Source organism: Luteococcus sanguinis (assembly GCF_039527675.1).
GTDB classification, from domain to species: domain Bacteria; phylum Actinomycetota; class Actinomycetes; order Propionibacteriales; family Propionibacteriaceae; genus Luteococcus; species Luteococcus sanguinis.
Genome location: NZ_BAAAKI010000034.1, coordinates 1 through 807, shown reverse-complemented (window position 1 = coordinate 807; position 807 = coordinate 1). Strand labels below are relative to the sequence as shown.

The following is an 807-nucleotide window of genomic DNA, read 5'->3' as shown; positions in this document are numbered from 1 at the left end:
GAGAGTTTGATCCTGGCTCAGGACGAACGCTGGCGGCGTGCTTAACACATGCAAGTCGAACGGTAAGGCCCTTCGGGGTACACGAGTGGCGAACGGGTGAGTAACACGTGAGTAACCTGCCCCAAACTCTGGGATAACAGTCGGAAACGGCTGCTAATACCGGATATGAACTTCCCCTGCATGGGGGTTGTTGGAAAGCTCCGGCGGTTTGGGATGGACTCGCGGCCTATCAGCTTGTTGGTGAGGTAGTGGCTCACCAAGGCTTCGACGGGTAGCCGGCCTGAGAGGGCGACCGGCCACATTGGGACTGAGATACGGCCCAAACTCCTACGGGAGGCAGCAGTGGGGAATATTGCACAATGGGCGAAAGCCTGATGCAGCAACGCCGCGTGCGGGATGACGGCCTTCGGGTTGTAAACCGCTTTCAGCGCAGACGAAGCGAAAGTGACGGTATGCGCAGAAGAAGCACCGGCCAACTACGTGCCAGCAGCCGCGGTGATACGTAGGGTGCGAGCGTTGTCCGGAATTATTGGGCGTAAAGAGCTTGTAGGCGGTTTGTTGCGTCAGAAGTGAAAACTCAGGGCTTAACCCTGAGCCTGCTTCTGATACGGGCAGACTAGAGGAAGTTAGGGGAGAACGGAATTCCTGGTGGAGCGGTGGAATGCGCAGATATCAGGAGGAACACCGGTGGCGAAGGCGGTTCTCTGGGACTTTCCTGACGCTGAGAAGCGAAAGCGTGGGGAGCAAACAGGCTTAGATACCCTGGTAGTCCACGCCGTAAACGGTGGGTACTAGGTGTGGGTCACA

The 807-nt window shown here is 57.4% G+C and carries 1 rRNA gene; it reads left to right on the top strand.

What is annotated here, in order from left to right:
- Position 1: 1 nt before the first annotated feature.
- Positions 2-807, top strand: a 16S ribosomal RNA gene (locus ABD089_RS13715); the annotation flags it as partial.